The 15,829-nt window shown below is 34.9% G+C and carries 12 protein-coding genes and 1 riboswitch; of the genes, 11 read left to right on the forward strand and 1 reads right to left on the reverse strand.

Annotated elements, in window-relative coordinates:
• Window position 1 precedes the first annotated feature (1 nt).
• Entirely contained in the window at window positions 2–1,432 is a 1,431-nt protein-coding gene (locus MKY90_RS05315; RefSeq protein ID WP_016119766.1) for a LutB/LldF family L-lactate oxidation iron-sulfur protein, read from the forward strand.
• Window positions 1,413–2,114, forward strand: a complete 702-nt coding sequence (locus tag MKY90_RS05320; protein ID WP_098167224.1) for a LutC/YkgG family protein — start codon at window positions 1,413–1,415, stop codon at window positions 2,112–2,114. The genes MKY90_RS05315 and MKY90_RS05320 overlap by 20 nt, the downstream gene beginning before the upstream one ends.
• Window positions 2,115–2,307: 193 nt before the next feature.
• Here MKY90_RS05320 and MKY90_RS05325 read toward each other — a convergent pair whose 3' ends face one another.
• On the reverse strand, window positions 2,308–2,421 hold the full coding sequence (locus MKY90_RS05325) for a sporulation protein YjcZ (protein ID WP_407707977.1): 114 nt from the start codon (window positions 2,419–2,421) through the stop codon (window positions 2,308–2,310).
• Between the two features lie 156 nt (window positions 2,422–2,577).
• Here MKY90_RS05325 and MKY90_RS05330 point away from each other — a divergent pair, with 156 nt between their 5' ends.
• The 9 genes from MKY90_RS05330 to MKY90_RS05370 all read left to right on the forward strand — a co-directional run bounded on the left by MKY90_RS05330 (window position 2,578) and on the right by MKY90_RS05370 (window position 15,701).
• Window positions 2,578–3,162, forward strand: coding sequence for a TetR/AcrR family transcriptional regulator (locus MKY90_RS05330; RefSeq protein WP_215598972.1), 585 nt, complete (start codon window positions 2,578–2,580; stop codon window positions 3,160–3,162).
• A gap of 2 nt (window positions 3,163–3,164) precedes the next feature.
• Window positions 3,165–3,335, forward strand: coding sequence for a hypothetical protein (locus MKY90_RS05335; protein ID WP_002188645.1), 171 nt, complete (start codon window positions 3,165–3,167; stop codon window positions 3,333–3,335).
• Window positions 3,336–3,418: 83 nt separating this feature from the next.
• The gene (locus tag MKY90_RS05340; protein ID WP_063217561.1) at window positions 3,419–3,895 is read left to right on the forward strand and encodes a PH domain-containing protein; all 477 of its coding nucleotides are present in this window, start codon (window positions 3,419–3,421) and stop codon (window positions 3,893–3,895) included.
• Window positions 3,888–5,327 (forward strand): PH domain-containing protein, encoded by a 1,440-nt coding sequence (locus MKY90_RS05345; protein ID WP_341090669.1) that lies wholly within the window; start codon window positions 3,888–3,890, stop codon window positions 5,325–5,327. The genes MKY90_RS05340 and MKY90_RS05345 overlap by 8 nt, the downstream gene beginning before the upstream one ends.
• Window positions 5,328–5,528: 201 nt before the next feature.
• Window positions 5,529–6,182 carry a DUF975 family protein gene (locus MKY90_RS05350; RefSeq protein WP_016093140.1) on the forward strand — a complete coding sequence of 218 codons (654 nt, stop codon included), beginning with the start codon at window positions 5,529–5,531 and terminating at the stop codon, window positions 6,180–6,182.
• Between the two features lie 211 nt (window positions 6,183–6,393).
• Window positions 6,394–6,831 carry a hypothetical protein gene (locus MKY90_RS05355; RefSeq protein ID WP_002188650.1) on the forward strand — a complete coding sequence of 146 codons (438 nt, stop codon included), beginning with the start codon at window positions 6,394–6,396 and terminating at the stop codon, window positions 6,829–6,831.
• A complete protein-coding gene (locus MKY90_RS05360) occupies window positions 6,828–7,094 on the forward strand; it encodes a CPCC family cysteine-rich protein (RefSeq protein WP_341090672.1) in 267 nt (88 codons plus the stop codon). Before MKY90_RS05355 ends, MKY90_RS05360 begins: the two co-directional genes overlap by 4 nt.
• 417 nt (window positions 7,095–7,511) lie before the next feature.
• Window positions 7,512–8,048 (forward strand): TetR/AcrR family transcriptional regulator, encoded by a 537-nt coding sequence (locus tag MKY90_RS05365; RefSeq protein ID WP_078184623.1) that lies wholly within the window; start codon window positions 7,512–7,514, stop codon window positions 8,046–8,048.
• Between the two features lie 171 nt (window positions 8,049–8,219).
• A riboswitch (cyclic di-GMP riboswitch) is annotated at window positions 8,220–8,312 on the forward strand.
• Between the two features lie 60 nt (window positions 8,313–8,372).
• A complete protein-coding gene (locus MKY90_RS05370; protein WP_341090674.1) occupies window positions 8,373–15,701 on the forward strand; it encodes a SpaA isopeptide-forming pilin-related protein in 7,329 nt (2,442 codons plus the stop codon).
• The last annotated feature ends 128 nt before the right edge of the window (window positions 15,702–15,829 follow it).

Consider the following 15,829-nt stretch of genomic DNA (forward strand, 5'->3'; position numbering starts at 1 on the left):
GATGGGAATGAAAATTGGGAACGATCCCTTTCATAAGCGTACTGCAACAGGCATTGGGGATCAATTTATGCGACAGGCTGTCAGGAAAGCGCAAGATGGTCTTAGAGTTAAGAAATTAAAAGCTACTGAGAGTCTTGGAAACTGGGAAGAATGGCGAGCTTTAGGAGAAGAAATTCGAAAGCATACATTAGAAAACCTTGATTATTATTTATATGAGCTGAGTGAAAATATTGAGAAAAACGGTGGTTTCGTTTATTTCGCAAAGACTGCAGAAGACGCAAGGGAATATGTAAAAGAGATTGTAAAAAAGAAAAACGCGAAAAAAATTGTGAAATCAAAATCGATGGTAACGGAAGAGATTAGTTTAAATGAAGCGATTGAAGAAGCTGGAGCGGAAGTGTTAGAAACAGATCTTGCTGAATTTATTCTACAAGTGAACGACCACGATCCTCCATCACATATTGTTGTTCCGTGTCTTCACAAAGATAAAGAGCACATTTGTGAAATATTTAAAACAAAGTTAAATTACACTGGAACATCTGATCCTACGGAAATGGCGAGGTTTGTAAGATCGTATTTACGTGATGATTTTTTTGCAGCGGATATAGGGGTGACTGGATGTAACTTTGCTGTTGCAGAGTCGGGATCAATTTCTATCGTAGCAAACGAAGGAAATGCAAGACTTACTACGACACTTCCAAAAACGTTGATTACAGTTATGGGGATGGAACGTATTGTTCCAACATGGGAAGAGCTTGATGTTTTAGTAACACTTCTATGCCGAAGTTCTGTAGGACAAAAGTTAACAAGTTATATTACAGGGTTAACTGAGCCTGGCGGAACAGATGGACCTGAGGAATTTCATTTAGTCATTGTTGATAATGGTCGTTCCGATATTGTAGGAACAGAATTCCAAAGTGTCCTCCAGTGCATTCGTTGCGCGGCATGTATTAATGTGTGTCCTGTATACAGGCATATTGGTGGGCATGCATATGGCTCTATTTATCCAGGACCAATTGGAGCTGTGTTGACACCGCTTTTAGGGGGATATGATGAATATAAGGATTTACCTTACGCATCTAGCCTTTGTGGTGCTTGTACAGAAGCGTGTCCAGTGAAAATCCCGTTACACGACTTATTAATTAAACACCGCAGCCGCATTGTAGAAGAAAAACAATCACCCGTAGCTTGGAACGTGGCTATGAAAGGTTTTGAAAAAGCGGTTAAGAGTCCTAGACTATTTTCTTTTGCAGCGAAGAGCGCTCCGTATGCATTAAAACCTCTTGCAAAAGGGGATAAGATCGAGCGTGGAATTGGGCCGTTAAAAGCTTGGACGGATGCGAGAGATTTTCCAGTTCCGAAAAAACAACCGTTTCGAGAGTGGTTTGAAAAACACGAAAAGGAGAACAATGATGGCCATCCAAAATCGTGAGGAATTTTTACTCCAGTTATCAGAAAAGCTTGGTAGGAAACGTCCAGAAGCAGTGGAAAAACCGAACTGGTCTTTTTCCCCGCAGTGGGATGTTTTTGACGGACTGGCGCAAGACGAACTTGTATTAAAGTTAATAGAGCACTGCGAAGTCATTCATACAGAAGTAAAGCGAACAACAAAGGGAAATCTTGTTGAAACATTGGGGTCTTTTATAACAGATTGGAATATCAAATCTGTTATATGTTCGAATGATGAGCGCTTTAATGAGTACGGTCTTACGCCATGTTTCAACAATGAAGGAACAACACATTTTCGTACATGGGGATTAGATCATAAAGAAGAGGACGTAAAATTTGCGAAAGCTGCTGACCTTGGCATTACGTTCAGTGATATGACTTTGGCAGAATCAGGAACCGTTGTACTATTTAATGACGGTTTAAAAGGAAGACATGTGAGTCTTCTTCCGGAGTCATATATTGCAATCGTTCCTAAAAGTACGATTGTGCCAAGATTAACCCAAGCTACAAAACTGATTCATGATCAAAGTAAAGCGGGAGAAAACTTGCCGGCTTGTGTGAACTTCGTTTCTGGTCCATCAAATAGCGCGGATATTGAAATGAACCTTGTCGTAGGTGTACATGGGCCAATTAGAACAGCGTATATTATTGTGGATGATCAATAACGATTTACGTGTGCGAGTTGGAAATATAGATGAAGCATTATAAGAATACTGAAAATAGAAAGCGCTGGCTGTTAAATATAACCGGGGCTTTCTATTTTGTGTGCCCTTACTGGTGAAGAAACCTTAAGAAGGAAAATTTTAATCTCTGTTTAAGTTTTCTACGCTACTATAACTAACTGAATTGTGTCTTTTCTTAGAAGCTAAACACACTATAACTAGCTCCAATTATAATGAATACGATAAAGAGCAGAATGAATAATAAAAGCCCACTACTACCGCTCTTACCATCTTTACCGCCAGATCCCATATGAAAATCCTCCTTATCGTTATACATTGTTTTTACTTTATATTTTTCTAGGTTCATCAAGAAGTTCCTTTTAAAACTCTAATTAACTTGCAAATCATTCATTTTCATTTTACAATTTACTTACCGACCGGTAAGTAAAAATAAGTGAGGTACAGTATGACAAAGAATTTACAAACATCGAAGAACATTGTAGAGGCATCATTTAAACTAATGGCAGAGCACGGTATTGAGAAGATGAGTCTTTCAATGATTGCAAAAGAAGTTGGCATATCAAAGCCAGCTATTTATTATCATTTTCCGTCTAAAGAAGCGCTAGTTGATTTTTTATTTGAAGAGATTTTTTCTGAATATCAATTCGAGGGTTACTTCGTTAAAGAACAATATACGAAAGAAAATTTTGAAGAAAAATTAATCGCAGATGGTTTACATATGTTGTCTGAGTATAGAGGTCAAGAAGGCATATTACGCGTTATAAATGAATTCATCGTAACTGCGACGCGAAATGAAAAGTACCAGAAACGCTTATTTGAAATACAAGAAGAGTTTTTAAATGGATTCCACGATTTATTAAAGAAAGGTGTGGAACTTGGTGTTGTGTCACAACATGCAACTGAAGAAAACGCGCATACGTTAGCGCTCGTTATTGATAATATGAGTAATTACATATTAATAGGATTCGATTTAAAGTATAAAGAAATTTGGATTCGAAATGTGAAAAACGTAATGAAGGAGGGGGAATAAAAATGAAAATGCAGAAAAACTGGTGGCTCGGTTTTCTGGGGTTAATTGGAATTTATAAAATCCCAGGTATGATTGAAGCTTTTCAAGCGGATAAAGGTTGGTTCGCGTTAATTAGTTTAGTTTGGCTGCTTTGGTTCGGGTATTTTATTCCTGAGAAAAAAGAGGATAAATAATAAATTTTCAATTTTATGTAAAGTTATGTAAAATATAGATTGAGACAATTCAAATATTAGATTAATAGATTTGGAGTGGTTACATGGATCCATTGAAAAATGAAATTCATCCTGACATGGTCAAGGTGTGGAAAGTTCGTGCTGTAATTGAGGAAGGGATCGGTATTCTCGTCATTTTAGCTTACCTGTTCCTTATGATAAAGTTTGATTGGTGGGCGTGGATTTTGTATGTGATGGTTGGGTTAACAGTTGCGCTAGCACCATTTTCGTACTTTGTATTCCCGAAACTACGTCAGCGTTATTATAGCTATCAATTAAATGAAGAAGAGCTTGAAATTCAGCACGGTCTTTTCGTAGTAAAGCGCGTATTAGTACCGATGATTCGTGTACAGCACGTGACAATTGAACAAGGGCCAATTATGAGAAAATATGGATTAGCAGAATTACATATTGCAACGGCAGCAACTTCTCACAGCATTCCAGGCTTAACGATGTATGAAGCAGAAATGTTAAAAACGAGAATCGCAGAATTAGCGAAAGTGAGTGATGAGGATGTATAAGAGGCAGCATCCCATTACGATGTTATTAGAATTAAAAATAACAGACTTTATACCATTACTTATTTTCATGTTTAGTTTAAATGGAAAGTTTCCATTTTGGTATTTAATTCCCGCTGGATTCGGTTTATTCACCGTCTTTTCAGCTTTTGAAAAATGGTATTACACAACATACTGGGTTGAAAATAACGTATTACATGTTAAACAAGGGCTCTTTGTGAAGAAGGAGAGCTACTTAAATAAAGAACGTGTTCAAACGATTAATACAAGTTCAAACGTGTTATATCAAATGCTCGGTTTAAAGAAAATTCAAATCGAAACAGCTGGCGGAGGCGATGATGCAGAAGTTAGCTTAGCTGGTATTACGGAAGACGAGGCGAAGGAGCTTATTTCCTTACTAAATGAGCCAACTCCAGAAGTGAAAGCAGAAGAAACATCAGAAGAAGTAGTAGAAAAAGAAGTTATGACAGAGGAAAAGCAAGCGACAGAGTACAAATTAACTTTGAAAGAAATTTTATTAGCATCTGTTACATCTGGTCAGTTTGGACTATTATTCTCATTAATCTTTTTCGTGTATCACCAAGTAGATGAGTACATTCCGAAATGGATAAAAAATAGCGTAGAGTCGTATGTAATGGATCATGATATATACGGCTGGATTTACATGGTAGCTATTTTACTCGTCCTTTCGTGGATTATATCTACAATTGGTTACGCGTTAAAACATGGTAATTTCACAGTAAATCGAAAAAACGATGAAGTGCGTATTTCTCAAGGATTACTTGAAAGGAAAGAACTTGTACTAAAGTTACACCGCATTCAAGGGATTACGATAAAAGAAGGTATTTTCCGTCAGATGTTCGGTTATTGTGCTGTGCAAGTCGAAGTCATTCAAAGTAAGGGATTGGGAGAAGAGAAAGACAAAGTTACGCTGCATCCGATTATTCGAAAAGATCGTGTGCAAGAGTTACTCGCTCATTTACAATTGCCATATGAACTGAATACAAATATTACTGCATTACCAAAAGCAGCCTTGCGCCGTTATTTAATTGATAGTTTCATTTTCTTCGCAATGCTAGCAATCCCGCTTACTGGGATAAGCATATACTTTGAAAAGTATTTCATCATGTGGGCGTTGTTACCGCTAGCTATCCTCATCTTTACACTTGGATACGCAACATTTAAAACAAATGGTTACGGTGTAAACGGAGAACAAATTACGATTATACATCGTAGTATTGGGAAACATACAGGACTTGTAAGAAGAAGACACGTCCAATCAATTGAAAAAACACAATCATATTTCCAGCGCCGGGCGGATTTATGTACGTATACGTTTTCTAGTGCATCATCGAATTATAAACTAGAGCATACGAGAGTAGAAGATGCGGAGAGAATGCAGGATTGGTATAAGAAGAAATTAAGTGAGAATTAAATAGAATGGCTTGCCTAGTATGAAAGGCAGGCTTTTTTGTTATGGAGAAATGAGTAGTTTGATTCATATATGGGTGCAAATACAGCTCACATTTCTCAATACGTATCAGAAAAAAAGTAGTACCTTTCTATTTCAGGGAAATTCGTGAAATTTTTGATATAAATGGTATACTAATGTAGAAATAATATTAGGAGGTTATATATGATAAGTCAGTTGAAAAGAGAAGCACTTGATTCATTAAAAGGAAAATGGGGATTAGCGGTAGGGGCAACCTTATTACTTGGAATCCTTATTGGAGCTATCGAACTTCTAACCACAGGTGTTTTCTCAATGTTTTGGGGTTGGGAAGAAGCAAGTGATTCGCTTACAGTAACTATTATTGCAATGCTTATTATCGGTCCGTTAACAACGGGTGCCTATTACTTAGTTTTAAATGTAATTCGTGGGACTAATGCTAGTATCGGTCATTTATTTAGATGGTTTAGCGATGGAAGTAAGTTTATGAAGGCATTTTTAACATATTTACTAATGTATGTATACGTAATTCTATGGACATTACTTCTTATTATTCCGGGTATTATTAAATCATTTTCTTATTCTATGACGTATTTTATTTTGAATGATCATCCAGAATACACAGCGAATCAAGCAATTACCGAAAGTCGCCGTATGATGAACGGACATAAAATGGATTACTTTTTACTATGCTTAAGTTTCCTTGGCTGGTTCATTTTAAGTATTCTTACTATAGGAATCGGTTTCTTATGGTTAGCACCTTATTTCTACGCGACATCGGCAGCATTTTATGAAGAGATTTCAAAAGAATATTATAAAAAAGAAGGTACTACTTTCTAATAAAACATCTAAACCACTTATCCTCTAAAGAATATAGGGAACAGATGGTTTAGGTGTTTTGATATGTATTCTGTTTTCGGGATAAGGTATAGGTTTTTATATAGAAATTATTCCCTCTATGTTTTATCATAGAGGGTTATTTTTTTATGTGAAAATGATAGGAAATAGTGAATAATATATATATAGAAGGAAAAAAGTGAGGTGAATGAGATTGAGCAAATTTTTAATTCCGTATTCATTTTCTATATTAAGTTTCTTTATTTCAGCAACGGCACTTGATTTATATGATAGGATGGGAAAAAATGATGAGATGACTTCGCCGAACATAATTGGAAAGATAATTCAATCTACTGCGCAAATGGGAGTCCTTACATTGTATTTTGGAGTACCTATCATTTTAGGTGGCTGTCTTCTTGGTGAGCTATTGTTTAGAGGTATCATTTTACGATTTAAATTAAGCTATATTATATCTTTATTATTATATTTACTTTTAGCTTGTAGTATTGTTTCAGTAACGGTTGGGATTCCAACTACATATGAAGATTCTAATATTTTTTTCATGGGAATAACTATGATTTGCGCTGTGACATTCTTTGTGGGCCGGAATATATGGGAGAAAAAACAAGTTAATAATGGAGTGACAGAATGAAATACACTTGTCCATGCTGCGGATATAAAACGTTAGAAGAAGAACCACCAGGTACATATGAAATCTGTAACATATGTTATTGGGAAGATGATCCTGTTCAGTTTAACGATCATGACTTTGAAGGCGGAGCAAATGAGCCCTCGTTAAGACAAGCGCAGAGAAATTTCATTGCGTTTGGTGCTTGCGAGGAATGTTTCGTTGGATCAGTTAGAAAGCTGACTAGTGAAGATGTGAAGGATGCTAGTTGGAGAGAAATTTGTTAAGTGGTTTATAGGTAGAAAATGTTATTACTTATAGAAAGAGAAGTAATAACATTTTTTATTTAGTGATTAAAGAATTGGCACCGTCTTATAAAATAAAACAATAAAGCTGATAGGGTGGTAGGAAGACCAGCGTCGAAAAATGCTTGAAAACTAAAAGATAGGAAATCGACTCGTTAAAATTGTATTTCATTTTTATGGGAATATTAGGAATTTATATAAATGTATAGATGTATAGTCTACGGAGTGTATTTAATGTTATCATATTGGATGATATGGAAATTTTTAATAGAAGAAGCAACTAACAATTCAAATGTAATGAAGCCTATATTGAATAAAAAATATCTAGTAGTATTCAACAATATTAAAAATAAAATACGTATTTAGATAGAATTAGTAGAAATGAGGGTTTAAAAAGGAATGAACACGAGCATAACACGGCAAAAAATTTTAGCCGCCGCTTCTCAAATTGTTCAATTTAAAGGAGTAGCTAAGTTAACTTTAGAAGCAGTAGCAAAAGAGGCAGGTGTAAGTAAAGGTGGGTTATTGTATCACTTTTCAAATAAAGAAGCTTTAATAGAAGGCATGATACTTAAAGGGACAGAGGAGTATCATGGTGCTATTCATAATAAGGTAACGGAAGACACAGAGAAGAAAGGAAGGTGGGTTCGTTCTTTTGTAGAGGAAAGATTAAGTAATGAGAAAAGAACAGAAGAGTTGTGTAGTAGTATGATGGCAGCATTAATGCTAAAACCTGAATTACTTGAGCCATTACAACAAGCATTTCAGCAATTGCAAACTAAAATAGAAAATGATGAAATGGATTCTGTTTGTGCCACAATTATTAGATTAGCAGCTGATGGATTATGGTATTCGGAATGTTTAGGGGTCGGAAGACTAAGTCCCGAATTAAGAGAAAAAGTGATTCAAACCCTTATTAACGCTTCCTATAAATAGAATATATAAACTATAGAATAAAAGATAATTCCCCATTGGTTTATTTAATCCGGTGGGGAATTATTTTTTTATTAGAATAATAGAACAATTTTATATGGTGTTGAATTATAACCGTCCAGACGGTATAGTAATATTTGGTTTAAGAGGAAAATGAAACAAAAAAAGAATAAAAAATATTTTTAGCACACTATTCGAAAGGATAGGCCGCAAAGCTTAGAGTCTACGGTAATATTTATTGGTTACTAAGATCGTCTGGTTGCACATTTTTGATGCAACCGGACGGTCTTTTTTTGTTATATAAATATAAAAAATCAGGAGGGAATTATGCAAAAGAAAAGTACTAAAAGGCACATTTCAATGGTTTCATTAGTTTTTCTAGTATTATTTTCAGTGCTGAATGTATGGGCTCCAGTTATTCAAGCCGCTGTGATAAAAAATCCAGTGGACGAGATTAATATTTCTCGTACTGATGGCACAACATCTGAACCATATCAGGCCTCAGATGGTATGAAAGTAGAAGTGAAGTGGTCAGCTAAAGAGCAAATAAAAAGTGGAGATAAATTCACAATTGATATGCCAAAAGAATTTAGAAAAGATCTTATGAATATGAGTTTTCCTTTAAAAGATGCTGAAGGCAAAACAGTTGGTACATGTGAGATGAAAAAGGGTCTATTAACGTGTACTATGGGTGATTATGTAGAAGGAAAGAATAACGTTAAAGGTTCTTTATTCGTAGAATTTTACTTTGGTCTAGAAGCATATGATGGTGTCCAAAAAATCCCATTAGAATTTAACGTTGATGGTCAAATCGTAAATAAAGAAGTAAATGTAAGTAATACGACAGAGAGGCCGAAGCCGCAGCCCAATACAGATAACCTATTGAAATGGGGTTCTTATAATCAAGAAGATCCGTCCATTGCTGATTGGCTTGTATATGTAAATGCAACTGGAACAGAAATGCAAGATCTGAAATTAACTGATACATTAGGACCTGGGCATGAGTTAATTACAGACAGCGTAGTATTAGAAGAGGCTGTATTTGAAGATGGTTATGCACCAACAAATATTAAGCCAGCAGATTTATCTAACATTAAAATAAATGCAACGAAGGCTGGATTTACAATTGAATTTCCAGACAGTTCAAAAGGCTATATTTTAAGATATAAAACAAAGGTTACAAATCCTGCTGCAAAGCCTCATAAAAATACAGTGAAATTAGAAGGAAAAAATATTAAAACTGAAGAAAAAGTAGGAGAAGTATTCGTAAGTGGTGGGGGAGGAACCGGTTCAGGCGACGATAATCCACCTAGTATTGAAAAGAATATAGTTGATGAGAATGGTAAGCTTGTAGAGAATCAGCAGTTAGCGCAAATGGATCAACCTATTCAATATCAAGTTGGTACACATATACCAAACGATCCTCCTAAATACACATCTATGGTAATTAGTGATGATTTAGAAGATGTATTAGAAGTATTAGAGGCAAAAGTGTATGATCAAAATGGCCAAGATATTACTTCTAAAGGAACACTAAAGATAGATAAACAAAAAAGTGAAGTAATATTTACGTTCGGTGAGAGTTTTGACTATAAGTCATATGAGGACCAGATAATTAACTTGAATATTAAGGCGAAAATTAAAGCTGATGCAGACTTATCTTCTTACGTAGATAAGAAGATTCCTAATAAAGCAGAATTACATTTTGATGATAAGAAATTAACATCAAATGAAGTAACGGTTACGCCGCCTGAACCTCCAAAAGACGGTACAGTAGCTATTCATAAAATAGATGCTGAGGATCCGAATAAAGAGTTAACAGGTGCCGAATTTGAAGTTCGAAATAGTGAGGATAAGGTTGTTGCAGTACTGAAAACAGGCAAAAAAGGTTTTTCAGCCCCTCAAACTTTAGCACCTGGAACGTATAAAATTTATGAAAAAGTAGCACCTGAAGGATATCAAAAATTAACAAGTCCGGTAGAGGTTACACTTCAAGCTGGAGAAACAAAAACAATTGAAATTAAAAATACCATGCAAAAGGGTCAAATTGAATTAAAGAAAATTGATTCGGAAAATGGTGGTAAAGCGTTAGCAAATGCAGAGTTTGATGTAGTAAAAGACGGTGTAGTAGTTGAACATATTATTACAGATAAAGACGGTAAGGCAATTTCTAAACCGTTAGCACCAGGAAAATATATTTTAAAAGAAACGAAAGCGCCCGAAGGATACCAATTAAAAGAAAAAGAGTTCGAAGTAAATGTAACAGGGGACGGCATATTCCCAATAACAGTAGAAAATGCAATGGTAGACAAAGGTAATGTAGAAATTACAAAAGTGGACAAAGAAAGCGGCGCAGTATTAGCGGGTGTCGAATTTGAAGTCCAAGATGAGAAAGGTGAAGTAGTAAGAAAAGTAACAACAGATAAAGATGGAAAAGCAAACGTTTCAGATCTATCAGTAGGAAATTACAAATTAGTAGAGACGAAAAGCTTACCAGGTTACAAAAAACTAACAGAGCCAGTATCATTTGAAATTAAAAAAGGTATGACAGAAGTTTTATCATTGAAAGTAGAAAATGAGCAATTAGACAAAGGCTCAGTAGAAATTACAAAAGTAGATAAAGACAGCCAAAAAGCATTAGCAGGCGTAGTCTTCGAAGTGCAAGATGAAAAAGGCAAAGTGGTGAAAAAAGTAACGACAAATAAAGATGGAAAAGCAAATGTCTCAGACTTATCAGTAGGAAAATACAAATTAGTAGAGACGGAAAGCTTACCAGGTTACAAAAAACTAACAGAGCCAGTATCATTCGAAATTAAAAAAGGTATGACAGAAGTCTTATCATTGAAAGTAGAAAATGAGCAGTTAGACAAAGGTTCAGTAGAAATTACAAAAGTAGATAAAGACAGTCAAAAAGCATTAGAAGGTGTAGTCTTCGAAGTGCAAGATGAAGCTGGAAAAGTAATAAAGAAATTAACAACAGATAAAAATGGAAAAGCAAAAATTGCAGACCTATCAGTAGGAAAGTACAAACTAGTAGAAGTAGAAAGTTTACCAGGCTATAAGAAACTAACAGAGCCATTATCATTTGAAATCAAAAAAGGCATGATTGAGGTACTATCATTAAAAATAGAAAATGAAATGGTAGATACGGGAAATGTAGAAATCACAAAGATAGATAAAGATAATAAGGCACCGTTAGCGGGAGTAACGTTTGTTGTCCAAGATGAAAAGGGCAATGAGGTGAAAAAAGTAACGACAGATAAAGATGGAAAAGCAAATGTTTCAGATTTGCCTGTAGGAAAGTATGAATTAGTAGAGGTAGAAAGTTTACCTGGTTATAAAAAGTTAGAAAAACCAGTATCATTTGAAATTAAAAAGGGTATGACGAAGTCTTTAACATTTACTGTAGAAAACGAAATGGTGGATACGGGGAATGTTGAAATCACGAAAATAGACAAAGATAGTAAAGCACCATTAGAAGGTGTTGTGTTTGAAGTACGTGATTCAAAAGGTAAAGTAGTTACTAAAGTAACAACGGATAAAGATGGAAAAGCAAATGTTTCAGATTTATCTATTGGAAAGTATGAGTTGGTAGAAGTAGAAACACCAGCAGGATACAAACCGTTAGAAAAACCAATTTCATTCGAGATTGAAAAAGGTAGAGTTACAGCATTACAATTAACTGTCGAAAATGAATTAGTGGATACAGGAAATGTAGAAATTACAAAAGTAGACAAAGAAAATAAAGATGCTTTAGCTGATGCCGTATTTGAGATTCAAGACGAAGCAGGACAAGTAGTCGCTAAAATAACGACAGATAAAAAAGGGCACGCACAGGTTACTAATTTATCAGTTGGAACATACAAGTTGGTAGAGGTAAATGCACCAAAAGGATATAAGCAATTAGTAGATCCTATTACTTTCCAAATTGAAAAAGGTATGACAAAATCTCTTGCTTTAACAGTAGAAAACGAAATGTTAGACAAGGGTAATGTAGAAATTACAAAAGTAGATAAAGAGAGCCAAAAAGCATTAGCAGGCGTAGTGTTTGAAGTGCAAGATGAGCAAGGAAAAGTAGTAACAGAAGTAACGACAGATAAAGATGGAAAAGCAAACGTCTCAGACTTATCTGTAGGAAAGTACAAATTAGTAGAAAAAGCAGGCTTACCGGGATACAAAAAACTAACAGAGCCAGTATCGTTCGAAATTAAAAAAGGTATGACGAAAGTTTTATCATTGAAAGTAGAGAACGAACTGTTAGATAAAGGTTCAGTAGAAATTACAAAAGTGGACAAAGAAAGTAGCGCAGTATTAGCGGGCGTAATTTTCGAAGTGCAAGATGAAAAAGATAAAGTAGTAACAAAAGTAACAACAGATAAGGATGGAAAAGCAACAATTTCAGATTTATCAGTAGGGAAATATAAGCTAGTAGAGGTAGAAAGCTTACCAGGATACAAAAAACTAGCGAAACCAGTATCGTTCGAAATTAAAAAAGGTATGACAGAAGTCCTATCATTGAAAGTAGAGAACGAAAAGTTAGATAAAGGTTCAGTAGAAATTACAAAAGTAGATAAAGACAGTCAAAAAGTATTAGAAGGCGTAGTCTTCGAAGTACAAGATGAGCAAGGAAAAGTAGTAACAGAAGTAACGACAGATAAAGAAGGAAAAGCAAAAATCTCAGACTTATCTGTAGGAAAATACAAATTAGTAGAAAAAGCAGGCTTACCAGGATACAAAAAATTAACAGAACCAGTATCATTCGAAATTACAAAAGGTATGACGACAGTCCTATCAATGAAAGTAGAAAATGAGCAGTTAGATAAAGGCTCAGTAGAAATTACAAAAGTAGATAAAGACAGCCAAAAAGTATTAGCGGGCGTAGTCTTTGAAGTACAAGATGAGCAAGGTAAAGTAGTAACAGAAGTAACGACAGATAAAGACGGAAAAGCAAAAGTCTCAGACTTATCTGTAGGCAAGTACAAATTAGTAGAAAAAGCAGGCTTACCAGGTTACAAAAAACTAACAGAGCCAGTATCGTTCGAAATTAAAAAAGGCATGACAAAATCTCTTACTTTAACAGTAGAAAACGAAATGTTAGACAAAGGATCAGTAGAAATTACAAAAGTGGACAAAGAAAGTGGCGCAGTATTAGCGGGCGTAACCTTCGAAGTGCAAGATGAAAAAGATAAAGTAGTAACAAAAGTAACAACAGATAAAGATGGAAAAGCAAACGTTTCAAATTTATCAGTAGGGAAATATAAGCTAGTAGAGGTAGAAAGCTTACCAGGATATAAAAAACTAGCAAAACCAGTATCGTTCGAAATTAAAAAAGGTATGACGGAAGTTTTATCAATAAAAGTAGAGAACGAACTGCTAGATAAAGGCTCAGTAGAAATTACAAAAGTAGATAAAGACAGTCAAAAAGTATTAGAAGGCGTAGTCTTCGAAGTGCAAGATGAGCAAGGAAAAGTAGTAACAGAAGTAACGACAGATAAAGAAGGAAAAGCAAAAATCTCAGACTTATCTGTAGGAAAGTACAAATTAGTAGAAAAAGTAGGCTTACCAGGATACAAAAAATTAACAGAACCAGTATCATTCGAAATTAAAAAAGGTATGACGACAGTCCTATCAATGAAAGTAGAAAATGAGCAGTTAGATAAAGGCTCAGTAGAAATTAAAAAAGTAGATAAAGACAGCCAAAAAGTATTAGAAGGTGTAGTCTTCGAAGTACAAGATGAGCAAGGTAAAGTAGTAACTGAAGTAACGACAGATAAAGACGGAAAAGCAAAAGTCTCAGACTTATCTGTAGGCAAGTACAAATTAGTAGAAAAAGCAGGCTTACCAGGTTACAAGAAGTTAACAGAACCAGTATCATTTGAAATCAAAAAAGGTATGACAGAAGTTCTATCATTAAAAATAGAAAATGAAATGGTAGATACGGGAAATGTAGAGATAACGAAGATAGATAAAGATAATAAGGTATTGTTAGCAGGTGTAGTCTTCGAAGTTCAAGACGAAACTGGCAAAGTAGTAACAAAAGTAACAACAGATAAGGAAGGAAAAGCAAACGTTTCAGACTTATCTGTAGGAAAGTACAAGCTGGTAGAAGTAGAGAGCTTACCAGGATACAAAAAATTAGAAAAGCCGGTACCATTTGAAATTAAAAAAGGTATGACAAAATCTCTAGCGTTCACTGTAGAAAACGAAATGGTGGATACGGGGAATGTTGAAATCACAAAAATAGACAAAGATAGTAAAGCACCATTAGAAGGTGTTGTGTTTGAAGTACGTGATTCAAAAAGGAAAGTAGTAACAAAAGTAAAAACGGATAAAGATGGAAAGGCAAACGTTTCAGATTTATCTATTGGAAAGTATGAGTTGGTGGAGGTAGAAACACCAGCCGGATACAAACCACTAGAAAAACCAATTTTATTCGAAATTGAAAAAGGTAGAGTTACAGCATTACAATTAACTGTCGAAAATGAATTAGTGGATACAGGAAATGTAGAAATTACAAAAGTAGACAAAGAAAATAAAGATGCTTTAGCTGATGCCGTATTTGAGATTCAAGACGAAGCAGGACAAGTAGTCGCTAAAATAACGACAGATAAAAAAGGACACGCACAAGTTACTAATTTATCAGTTGGAACATACAAGTTAGTAGAAGTAAAAGCACCAAAAGGATATAAGCAATTAGTAGATCCGATTACTTTCCAAATTGAAAAAGGTATGACAAAATCTCTTACTTTAACAGTAGAAAACGAAATGTTAGACAAGGGAAATGTAGAAATTACAAAAGTAGATAAAGAGAGCCAAAAAGCATTAGCAGGCGTAGTGTTTGAAGTGCAAGATGAGCAAGGAAAATTAGTAACAGAAGTAACGACAGATAAAGAAGGAAAAGCAACAATTTCAGATTTATCTGTAGGAAAGTACAAATTAGTAGAGAAAGAAAGCTTACCAGGTTACAAAGAACTAACAGAACCAGTATCATTCGAAATTACAAAAGGTATGACGAAAGTTTTATCATTGAAAGTAGAGAATGAACAGTTAGATAAAGGTTCAGTGGAAATTACAAAAATGGCTGCTGAAAGCAAGAATATATTATCAGGAGCTGTGTTTGAAGTTCATGATGAAAAAGGTAAAGTAGTAGCGAGAGTAACAACAGATAAAGAAGGAAAAGCAAAAGTCTCAGATCTATCTGTAGGTAACTACACACTTGTAGAAGTAGAAGCACCAAAAGGATATGAAAAATTAACTAATCCAATTCCATTTGAAATCACAAAAGGAATGATAAATTCAGTTCAATTAGAAGTATTAAACGAATTGAGTCATTTAGCACCACCAGGTCCAGAAAAACCAGATCCAGAGAAACCGGAAAAACCAGATCCAGAAAAACCGGAAACAACAGATCCAGAGAAGCCTGGAACAACAGATCCAGAGAAACCTGGAACAACAGATCCAGAAAAACCGGAAACAACAGATCCAGAGAAGCCTGGAACAACAGATCCAGAGAAACCTGGAACAACGAATCCAGAGAAGCCTGAAAAAGAATTACCGAAGACAGGGCAGAAAATGCCTGTGGAACCATATATGGGAGCACTTCTTGTAATGATGAGTTTTGGATTACTCGTATTAGGTAGAAAACAGCAAAGATAATAAAAGTGAAAAGGTATCCTCAAAGTATTTGAGGATACCTTTTTTATCTTTATTTGGCATAAAAAAAAGCATCTAGCAAAAGAATTAGCTGCAAATAAAAAACACAAGGGAAGATAAATGTCTTCCCG

Origin of the sequence: Bacillus sp. FSL P2-0099 (assembly GCF_038007445.1) — a bacterium.
Taxonomy (GTDB): Bacteria; Bacillota; Bacilli; order Bacillales; family Bacillaceae_G; genus Bacillus_A; species Bacillus_A mycoides.

Excerpts from the sequence above, each read along its gene's own strand:
- MKY90_RS05315 (WP_016119766.1), top strand. The coding sequence starts at position 2 with ATGGGAATGAAAATTGGGAACGATCCCTTTCATAAGCGTACTGCAACA.
- MKY90_RS05320 (WP_098167224.1), top strand. The coding sequence starts at position 1,413 with ATGGCCATCCAAAATCGTGAGGAATTTTTACTCCAGTTATCAGAAAAG.
- MKY90_RS05325 (WP_407707977.1), bottom strand. The coding sequence starts at position 2,421 with ATGGGATCTGGCGGTAAAGATGGTAAGAGCGGTAGTAGTGGGCTTTTA.
- MKY90_RS05330 (WP_215598972.1), top strand. The coding sequence starts at position 2,578 with ATGACAAAGAATTTACAAACATCGAAGAACATTGTAGAGGCATCATTT.
- MKY90_RS05335 (WP_002188645.1), top strand. The coding sequence starts at position 3,165 with ATGAAAATGCAGAAAAACTGGTGGCTCGGTTTTCTGGGGTTAATTGGA.
- MKY90_RS05340 (WP_063217561.1), top strand. The coding sequence starts at position 3,419 with ATGGATCCATTGAAAAATGAAATTCATCCTGACATGGTCAAGGTGTGG.
- MKY90_RS05345 (WP_341090669.1), top strand. The coding sequence starts at position 3,888 with ATGTATAAGAGGCAGCATCCCATTACGATGTTATTAGAATTAAAAATA.
- MKY90_RS05350 (WP_016093140.1), top strand. The coding sequence starts at position 5,529 with ATGATAAGTCAGTTGAAAAGAGAAGCACTTGATTCATTAAAAGGAAAA.
- MKY90_RS05360 (WP_341090672.1), top strand. The coding sequence starts at position 6,828 with ATGAAATACACTTGTCCATGCTGCGGATATAAAACGTTAGAAGAAGAA.
- MKY90_RS05365 (WP_078184623.1), top strand. The coding sequence starts at position 7,512 with ATGAACACGAGCATAACACGGCAAAAAATTTTAGCCGCCGCTTCTCAA.
- MKY90_RS05370 (WP_341090674.1), top strand. The coding sequence starts at position 8,373 with ATGCAAAAGAAAAGTACTAAAAGGCACATTTCAATGGTTTCATTAGTT.